The organism is Moorena sp. SIO4A1 (genome assembly GCF_010672065.1).
Classification (GTDB): Bacteria; Cyanobacteriota; Cyanobacteriia; order Cyanobacteriales; family Coleofasciculaceae; genus Moorena.
On the sequence record NZ_JAAHHX010000985.1, the window covers coordinates 1 to 1,115 of the forward strand.

The window sequence follows — 1,115 nt, forward strand, 5'->3', positions numbered from 1 at the left end:
CAACCACGAAGGTTTTTAAAAGGTGATTCTAATGGAAAAAGAAGTGGCAGACCTAGATTCAAAAGTAAAAGCAGGTATAAATCTTTAGTTTTTTCCGCTTTCTCTAAAAACCCTATCCGGGGCAACAAATTTAACCTTCCCAAGTTTGGATGGGTCAAGATGATCTACCATAGGCCGATTCCAAAAGGGTTCAAAATTAAAACTGCAACAGTTACACGCAAGGCTGATGGATACTATGTAACATTATCGTTACAGGATGATTCGGTTCCTGAACTAATTCAGATAGAACAAGTGTCAAATCCCATTGGGATAGATATGGGTCTTAAGTCATTCCTAGTCAAATCTGATGGCACAGAAGTCCCGATTCCTAAATATTATATAAAAGCTCAAAAACGACTAAAGAAAATCCAGAAAGCTGTTAGTAGATCAAAAAAAGGCAGTAATAATAGGAAAAGGGCTGTCAAGAAACTGGGTAAGGCTCATAAAAAGGTAGCTGATACCCGAAAAAACTTTCATTTTAAAACAGCAAAAAACTTACTAGATGATCACGATCTAGTTGCTCATGAAAGACTAAATATCAAGGGACTGGCTAAATCTAACTTAGCTAAATCTATTCATGATGCTGGCTGGGGACAATTTCTGTCGATACTATCAAACAAAGCCGAGAATGCTGGTTTGGTTACAGTCGCAGTAAATCCCAGAAATACCAGCCAGAACTGTTCCAACTGTGGAAAAAAGGTACCCAAAAAACTAAAAGACCGCATCCACTCTTGTTCTCATTGCGGTTATACCGAGGATCGTGATGTAAATGCGGCAATTAATATATTAAAGTTGGCGGTAGGGCATTCCGTCGGTAGTAAAGCTTTCCGAGTATCCGAACCAGTAGGTGGAGTTGGAAAGAAGCCCACACTGAACTTGTAAAAGTCAGTGTGGGAGTATGTCACTGGTCAAAGAAAATGCCAAAGAAGCTCTGAATTTTCACATTTGCCTTTATATATATGTGGTGATTTGTTTAATACTGGCTGTGGTGATTATTGGGATTCCGCTGCTAATTATATTAGGTATTGTCAGTCTAATTATGCCCATAATTGCCTTAGTAAAGGTGCTGGAAAATC

General features: G+C 38.6%; 2 protein-coding genes. Both read left to right on the forward strand.

Annotated features, from left to right (window positions below; all coding sequences use genetic code 11):
* Positions 1-921, forward strand: a 921-nt coding sequence (locus F6K53_RS44640; protein ID WP_293087450.1) for a transposase, incomplete at its 5' end; no start/stop codon positions are given.
* A 16-nt stretch (positions 922-937) separates the two neighbouring features.
* A partial coding sequence (locus F6K53_RS44645) for a DUF4870 domain-containing protein (protein WP_293087453.1) occupies positions 938-1,115 on the forward strand: 178 nt, incomplete at its 3' end.